The sequence below is a fragment of the uncultured Mailhella sp. genome, assembly GCF_944324575.1.
Taxonomy (GTDB): Bacteria; Desulfobacterota; Desulfovibrionia; order Desulfovibrionales; family Desulfovibrionaceae; genus Mailhella.
Genome location: NZ_CALUWV010000008.1, coordinates 39,919 through 47,217, shown reverse-complemented (window position 1 = coordinate 47,217; position 7,299 = coordinate 39,919). Strand labels below are relative to the sequence as shown.

Sequence of the window (7,299 nt, the reverse complement as noted above, 5' to 3'; positions counted from 1 at the left end):
AGCGCCAGTTCGTCCTGAGTGAGCACGCGAACGCCGCGCGTGCGCTCTATCTGATGGCCTTCAAAGCTGTAGTTGACCTCTTCGATGCCCCAGGCTTCGGCCTGAGCTCCAAAGAACTGTTCCGCGCCGGCCGCGCCGCCGCTGAAAAGAACGCACTGTTTCGGATCAAGCATCTGGTCCTCCCAGAGTAGATAGTGTTGCTGAAAAGGGTAAACATGGATCCTGCGGAGGATCAGTATTCAGGCTCGACGCGACGGGTTCCGTTGGCTCCCACGACGATGCGCACGCGCTGTCCGGGAGTGATGTAGGGATCCTTGCCCTGAACGATGACTTCTTCGCTGCCGTTGTCGTAGCGCACGGTGATCTGAAGGCCCGTCTGCTGAGACGTGAGGTTTCCCGCACCCGCGCCGGCCGCGCCGCCTAAGAGCGCGCCGCCCACGGTGGCCAGCGTGCGGCCCGAGCCGCTGCCTATGGTGCTGCCGATGACGCCGCCGGCAATGGCGCCCACGAGCGCGCCCGCCGTCTGCCGGGAACTGGCGTTGCTGTTGATGTTCACTTCCCTCACTTCCGTGGCCGTGGCACGGTACACGGTAAAGGACTGGCGGGCTTCTCCGGCACTATAGTCGTAACCGCCGAGCTGCGGCCCGCAACCCGGAAGAGCGGGCAGGGTAATGGCCAGAACTGCGGCCAGAGCAAGGGCTGACGATTTACGAAAAGGCATAAGGGGTCTCCTGTAAAGACGAAGTGGAAACAAGAGTGCTTCCATCATAACCAGCTTGCGGGGAATGTCCAGTTAAGAACACGTCGCAGCCTTGCCGGCAAAGGCTTGGCTCATGCGCTTCACATCGCCTTCGCGCTTAAATAAAAGACCCCGGCAAGCCGGGGCGGAAAAAGGCTGACCTGGCAGCCTCAGTGACTAGTAGCGGGGGCGGGGAGCACGGGGCTTCGCTTCGTTCACGCGCAGGGTGCGGCCGCCGAAGTTGGTGTTGTCCAGAGCTTCAATGGCAGCGGCAGCGGCGGGATCTTCCATCTCGACAAAACCAAAACCACGGGCACGCCCCGTTTCGCGGTCGCTCACCAGTTTCACGGAGAGCACGTTGCCGTAGGCGGCAAAAAGATTCTGAACCTGCTCTTCGGTGGCGGACCAGGGAAGATTCCCGACATAAATAGACTTGGCCATGAGAAAAACCTCACACAAAAGAAATCTAAAACCCACACCCTGCTCCGGCAAACCGATTGCCCAGAGTGTCTCTCCTGTCTATCAGCTATGCACCAAGGAGAAAAGCAAGTCAATGCGTATTTGGTATTTTTTTCTCATTTTATCAGCATAAATTTTTGGGATTTCTTGCAGAATTGCCATTAAATGCAGAAAAATCCGCGCTTCAGAAGCGGAAGTCGCCGTATGTTTTCCTTGCAGCGCCCGTTTTTTCCGGCATGGCGGAGGAAAGAGGGCCTTCTGACGAATCTTCGGGCGTCCATCGGCTTGCCAAGATATGTAAAAACTTAAAAATATCTATAATTAATATAGTGTTATATGCTTTTTGAACAAGGATTGTGAAGATGAGCATAATGAGCGCATTTGTCCGTGACGGAGAAAAGTTCTCACGCGGGGCAGCGGGTGACTCCGCGACGGCCCCGCACGGGAACGCGGCCGTCGCAGGGAAGGGCCGACGTTTCGGCTTCTCCCGCCTTTTGATGCCGCAGGGATTCGTCCGTATCGTCAGGACTGTCTGCGCTTGAACAGCTTTTCAAGATCCGTCTTTTCCAGCGTGACGGCGCAGGGACGGCCGTGCGGGCAGAAATCCGGCGATTCGGTACGCAGCCACTGCCGCACGAGATTCATGGCGTCGTCCCGCGTGAGGTGCTGCCCCGCGCGTATGGCCGTGGCGCAGGCATGATGAATCCAGGTGCCTTCCAGATCATCCACGCGGCCGGAAAGCGCCTCGCGCAGAAATGCGGAAGCCTCGGAGCGGTCCATTTCCGGGGGAATGCTCTGCACAAGGCAGCGTCCGCCACGGCAGGACGTTTCAAAGCCGAGACGAAGCAGCGTGTCCTTGAGTTCCAGCAGCCTTTCCGCTTCCGCGGGATGGAGATCCATGGAGAGCGGCACGAGAAGAGGCTGAGCCACGCCGCGCGAACCGCCCTTGCGGAATTTTTCATAGAAGATGCGTTCATGCATGGCGTGCTGATCGAGCAGGAGCAGCGTGTCGTCGTTCTGCGAGAGCACGAGATAGGTTCTGGCAACCTGTCCGAGATAGCGGAAGCCCCGCAGGGGAGAGTCTTCGACGAGAGCATCGTTTTTTCTGTCCGGCATGGGAAGCTCGAGGGACTCGGGAGCGATGTGCCGCCCGGGGACGGCTTCGGAGGACAGAGGTGAGTCCGTTCCCTCGGAAGCCGCCGCGGCGGGTGCGGCGCTTTCCGAAGACGACGCGTCGTCTTCGGAAAGGAAGAAGGCTTCCGGCATGGCGGAGAGCTTTTCTTCCTGCCTGCCGCCTGAGGCTTTCTCGGTTGTCTGCTCATGATCCGGCAGGGGAGGAATGTCCGAGGGGCGGGGAGAATGCATGGCGAGGCCGGATCCTTCGCGCGGATGATCCGGGTTTGGCCGTCCGGTGAAGAAGTCGCGTTCCGGCATGCCGCGTTCGCGCAGACCTGCCGGGGAAAAGTCGTCGTCAGGCTCCACGAGCGCGGGGCGCGGGGCACTTTTGGGCTTTGCCATGACGCGCACGGCGTCGGCTTCGCCCCAGAATCCGAGCGGGTGAACGGGCCGGGCCCTGTCGCTTCGGGAGGAGGCGGCGGGCTCCGTCGTGTTTTCCGTGCGTTCCGCGAAGCGTTCCGAGGGCAGGGGGACGCCCGCAAGCGCGCTGCCGACGGCGCGCAGCACTGCGGAAAACACCGCCTGTTCGTCACGGAAGCGTACTTCGTTTTTGGCGGGATGCACGTTCACGTCCACTTCTTCCGGCGGCATGTCCAGAAAAAGCACGGTCTGCGGGTAGTCCCGGCTGGTGAGCCTGCCCTGATAGACCTGACGCACGGCCCGCATGAGCAGGCGGTCGTTCACGGCGCGGCCGTTGACGAAAAAGAGCATTCTGTCGGCGCGAGGCTGTGAGGAGCGCGGGTCGGAAGTGAGCCCGTGAAGGTGCATGCCGCCCGTGGTGACGTCGAAGGGACGCAGAGCGTCCACGATGGCGGGCGGCCAGAGCAGTGCCATGCGGCGCGCCAGCGTCTGCCCGGCCTCAAAGCGCACGATTTCCCGGGATCCGGCCTTGAGCGTGAAGGAGACGTCCGTTCTCGCAAGCGCCATTTTCGTGAAAAGCTCCTGGGTCTTTTTCTGTTCCGTGGCCGGACTTTTCAGAAATTTCAGCCGGGCAGGCACGTTGGAGAAAAGTTCGGAGACCTCCACCATGGTGCCGTGATTGAGGGCCGCAGGCGCGACGCCTTTTATGGTGCCGTAAAGCACGCTGATGCAGTGGGCGTCACCTGTGGAGCCGTCGTCTTCCAGAGGGGCGGAGGTCATGCGGAAGCGCGACACGGACGCGATGCTCGGCAGAGCCTCGCCGCGGAAGCCGTAGGAGCGAATGTTCATGAGATCGCCTATGTCGGCGATTTTGCTGGTGGCGTGACGGGTCACGGCCAGCTCAAGCTGGTCTCCGGGCATGCCCCGGCCGTCGTCGGTCACGCGGATGAGCGTCTGTCCACCGTTTTCAAGCTCCACGAGAACGCTGGTCGCGCCGGCGTCGAGGCTGTTTTCCACAAGTTCCTTGACCACGCTGGCCGGTCGCTCCACCACTTCTCCCGCGGCGATCTGGTTGGAAAGTTCTGGGGGAAGAAGACGTATCGTTTTTCTTGATGAATCGTTCATGGGATTCCCTGGCTGAGGTGACGGCGCGGCAACGTGCCAGGGAGATATTTTCGGGCGAAATTGCAGGAAGTCAAGAAGATGCTCCGGCAGGCGTTTCCCCTCGGACGATCGCATTTTTTCGTCGAGGCCGTGTGCGGCTCGAACAGGGGCGTCATGGAGCCGCGATGTTCTGCGGCAAAGCGCGTATTTTGGGGAAAAACACGAGTGGGTGTTTCCGTCCTGAGGTCGGGGCGGAAAAGGACGGGGAAAGAAAGGATCAGGAATCAGCTTTCCTGCTTCGTCTGCGAACAGGGCGCGGCACGCCAGCACTCTGGCGCAGCATATGGAAATAGAGCTCCCGTCCTACCCAGGCGTCGGTGGCGGCATATTTTATCTGCTGCGGCGTAAGCTCGTGGTTTTCCCAGTTGGAGCACTGGGCGCTCTTGCTGATGCGGAATCCCAGAAGGTTGGCGGAAAGGGTGCGCAGTCCCTGCGCCTGTATGCCGCGGGCCCGGGCCATGGCTGCAAGGTCCACCACACCGTCGGCCTGAAAGGGATGGATGCGGGCAAGGGCCTTCATGTCGTCATGAATGGCTACGCCCACCTTGAGCACGCGCGGTGAGGCAAGGAGCTCTGCGATCTCGTCGCAGAAGGCAATGCGGGTAAGCTGGATGAGATAGGCCGTGTCCGCCGTAGCAAGCTGGATGAGTGCGGGACTGCACGTTTTGCCTTTGGTGAAGGTGGGGCGCGTTTCGGTATCGAAGCCGAGTACGTGTTCCTTCCACATGTCTTCCAGCGCGGCGGCAAGCGCATCTTCGGTCTGTATGAGCACGACGGGGCCTTCCCACGCGCGAAGAGGAAGAAGATTGATTTCTTCCTTGCTCAGGGACGGCTGAAGAACGACAGGCGAGAGAGCCTGCTTGGGCTGAGTGCGTGGTGCTGGCGCGTTGGTGACGGACATGAATGATAACCTTCCCGTCAAGAACTAGCACGGAAAGAAGTCGCGGGCAAGCCGTTTGTTCCGGGCCAAGGCAAGGATCGCAAGGGGAAAGAGGGCTCTCGTTCGGCAGGATTCAGGGATGAAGGAAGAACGGAAGCGACGTCTGGAGTCTTCAGCGGCGGAGGAAAGTGCCGGACATGTCGGTGCGTTTTGACGGGTACAACGTGCGCCGGTGAACAGGCAATGCGGCGGAATGTCCAAACGCGTCGTGCGGTTTCGGGAAAAGTTGAAGAGGTTGCCCATGAAAAAAGCGCTGCCGAAAAAGTTTCGGCAGCGCGTCAGGGCGTGAAAGGCGTCGACCGGTTGGTCATTTTCCGATGCAGAAGCTCGAGAAAATGGCGTTCAGGGTGTCTTCCGTGCTGTTCAGTCCGGTGATGTCGGCAAGGTGTGCGCAGGCCGTTTCCAGATGGATGCTGCAAAGATCAGGCGGAACGGACAGGGCGATGGCCCGCCTGAGCTCGTCCAGCCCTTCCAGGGCGCGGCGAAGCTGGTTTGCCTGACGGAGATTGGGCGCGATGTCGCCTTCTTCCGGCGTTTCGTTCTTGAGACAGAGCGCGCGCACGGCGGCGGAAAGCTCGTCGATGCCTTCGCCCCGCCTTGCTGAAACGCTCATGAGACGCGCGCCGTGGAAGGACGTTGTCTCTCCGGGCTGCGGGACAAGGTCGGCCTTGTTCCAGACGACGAGACAGCGTTCCGGCCCGAGTTCCTCCACGAGTCTGCCTTCCGCGTCAAAGACGGCAAGAGAGTCACCGGAAGCAGAGGAAATGCGTGTGCCGTCCAGCACCACAAGCACGCAGCGTGCGCTTTTGGCGAGTTCTTTGCCGCGGCGCATGCCTTCAAGTTCTATGCTGTCCTCGCTGTGCTCGCGAAGACCCGCAGTGTCTACGAGGCGCACAGGCAGACCGGAAAGCGACGTTTCTTCTTCCAGATAGTCGCGCGTGGTACCCGGCTTTTCCGTGACGATGGCCCGCTCGCGACCGAGAAAGGCGTTCATGAGGCTGGACTTGCCCGCATTCACCTGTCCGGCCAGCACTACCAGCGCCCCTTCGCGCCAGCAGCGTGCCCGCTCATAACCCGCAAGAAGGGTGCGTATGCCGGCGGTCACTTCTTCGGTGATGGCGTCAAATTCCTGCGGAGGCAGACATTCGCCTTCTTCGTCGGGAAAGTCGATGGCAAGGCAGATGCGCTGACGCAGGTATTCCAGCCGTTCCCGCAGCTCTTCCACTCTGCGGCCGAGAAGTCCGTCCAGTTTGGCCGCGGCAAGATGCACGCCCTCCTTCGAGGGAGCGGCGATGAGCTCGGCCACGGCTTCGGCCTGGGAGAGATCCATGCGACCGTTCAGAAAGGCGCGTCTTGTGAACTCTCCGCGTTCCGCCATGCGCGCGCCGCGCGAAAGCGCGGACTCAAGCAGCGCTGAGAGTACGGCCGGACCGCCGTGACCCTGAATTTCGGCGCAGTCCTCGCCGGTAAAGGAATGCGGAGCCCTGAAGAATACGACCAGCGCATCGTCGGCCTCACATCCTTCGGCGTCGAGCACGTGACCGTGATGCAGCATGCGTGGCGTAAAGTCATGAAACGAAGGGCTCGACGACCGGAACATGGACAGCAGAATGTCGTGAGACTTTGGGCCGGAAAGGCGTATGATGCCTACGCCGCCGGCTCCGGGAGCCGTGGCTACGGCCGCTATGGTGTCGGTCACGTCGTTTTTTTCGTCGCCGTTCATTTATCGAGCTCCGCCCGGATCATGGAGGCAAGGGACGGATCCTCGCAGATGCGTGCCGCCGTTTCGTAGTTGGCGCGGGCCTTGTCTTCCTGCTTCAGATGATAGCGGTAGATGACGGCGAGGCTGTAACGGGTGGCGGCGTCGTCCTTGAGCGAGATGGAGCGTTCAAGCTGCGCGGCGGCTTCCGCCCAGTTGCCCTCGCGGGAGAGCAGCACGCCCAGAAGATAGGGCGGACGGTGATCGGAAGGCGCGGCCACGAGAGCCCGCTGCGCCATGTCCATGGCGCCGTCGTTGTTGCCCTGTTCGGCAAACAGGCTTGAGAGCTGCAGAAGGGTATCCACGTCGTTGGGATTGTCCTTCATCTTCTGCATGAGCGACATGATGGCCTGCCCCTGCGGGGAGTCGGCGCCCTGTTCCATCATGCTGCGCATGGCATCGCCTCCGGAAGCGTTCTGCATGGCGGCAGGAGCCTTCTGCCGGATGAGCGGATGATCACCCATGCGCCAGACCACGGAGAGAACGAACATGGCGGCGAGCCCGAGAGAGAGCGCGCCGAGAACGATGCGGCGGGAGGAATCAGTCATGGTCGGCCTCCCACTGGGAAAGACGGCGTTCAAGTCTTTTCTGCGAGGCGGCCAGGAAGGCCGCGTAGAGTCCGAGTCCTATCCAGAGTGCGGCGTTGGCCGCCATGAGCCAGGTAACTGCAGTCATGGCATGTCTCCTCGCCTTTCGGCGTGG

The 7,299-nt window shown here is 61.1% G+C and carries 7 protein-coding genes; all 7 read right to left on the bottom strand.

From position 1 onward, the window contains the following. Window positions 1–232: 232 nt before the first annotated feature. Window positions 233–721 (bottom strand): glycine zipper 2TM domain-containing protein, encoded by a 489-nt coding sequence (locus Q0J81_RS02060; protein ID WP_294445762.1) that lies wholly within the window; start codon window positions 719–721, stop codon window positions 233–235. Between the two features lie 195 nt (window positions 722–916). Further along, window positions 917–1,180 (bottom strand): RNA-binding protein, encoded by a 264-nt coding sequence (locus Q0J81_RS02055; protein ID WP_294445761.1) that lies wholly within the window; start codon window positions 1,178–1,180, stop codon window positions 917–919. Between the two features lie 540 nt (window positions 1,181–1,720). Continuing rightward, window positions 1,721–3,859 (bottom strand): DNA mismatch repair endonuclease MutL, encoded by a 2,139-nt coding sequence (mutL, locus tag Q0J81_RS02050; protein WP_294445759.1) that lies wholly within the window; start codon window positions 3,857–3,859, stop codon window positions 1,721–1,723. Between the two features lie 256 nt (window positions 3,860–4,115). After that, a complete protein-coding gene (locus Q0J81_RS02045; protein ID WP_294445757.1) occupies window positions 4,116–4,799 on the bottom strand; it encodes a 3'-5' exonuclease in 684 nt (227 codons plus the stop codon). Window positions 4,800–5,145: 346 nt separating this feature from the next. Further along, window positions 5,146–6,561, bottom strand: a complete 1,416-nt coding sequence (mnmE, locus tag Q0J81_RS02040) for a tRNA uridine-5-carboxymethylaminomethyl(34) synthesis GTPase MnmE (RefSeq protein WP_294445755.1) — start codon at window positions 6,559–6,561, stop codon at window positions 5,146–5,148. Then, window positions 6,558–7,145 carry a hypothetical protein gene (locus Q0J81_RS02035; RefSeq protein WP_294445753.1) on the bottom strand — a complete coding sequence of 196 codons (588 nt, stop codon included), beginning with the start codon at window positions 7,143–7,145 and terminating at the stop codon, window positions 6,558–6,560. Before Q0J81_RS02035 ends, mnmE begins: the two co-directional genes overlap by 4 nt. Then, window positions 7,138–7,272 (bottom strand): CcmD family protein, encoded by a 135-nt coding sequence (locus Q0J81_RS02030; protein WP_294445751.1) that lies wholly within the window; start codon window positions 7,270–7,272, stop codon window positions 7,138–7,140. Before Q0J81_RS02030 ends, Q0J81_RS02035 begins: the two co-directional genes overlap by 8 nt. Window positions 7,273–7,299: the final 27 nt, after the last annotated feature.

Bases quoted from the DNA above. Each gene is read 5' to 3' on its own strand.
- Q0J81_RS02055 (WP_294445761.1), bottom strand. From the start codon at position 1,180: ATGGCCAAGTCTATTTATGTCGGGAATCTTCCCTGGTCCGCCACCGAA.
- Q0J81_RS02035 (WP_294445753.1), bottom strand. From the start codon at position 7,145: ATGACTGATTCCTCCCGCCGCATCGTTCTCGGCGCGCTCTCTCTCGGG.
- Q0J81_RS02060 (WP_294445762.1), bottom strand. From the start codon at position 721: ATGCCTTTTCGTAAATCGTCAGCCCTTGCTCTGGCCGCAGTTCTGGCC.
- mutL (WP_294445759.1), bottom strand. From the start codon at position 3,859: ATGAACGATTCATCAAGAAAAACGATACGTCTTCTTCCCCCAGAACTT.
- Q0J81_RS02030 (WP_294445751.1), bottom strand. From the start codon at position 7,272: ATGACTGCAGTTACCTGGCTCATGGCGGCCAACGCCGCACTCTGGATA.
- Q0J81_RS02045 (WP_294445757.1), bottom strand. From the start codon at position 4,799: ATGTCCGTCACCAACGCGCCAGCACCACGCACTCAGCCCAAGCAGGCT.
- mnmE (WP_294445755.1), bottom strand. From the start codon at position 6,561: ATGAACGGCGACGAAAAAAACGACGTGACCGACACCATAGCGGCCGTA.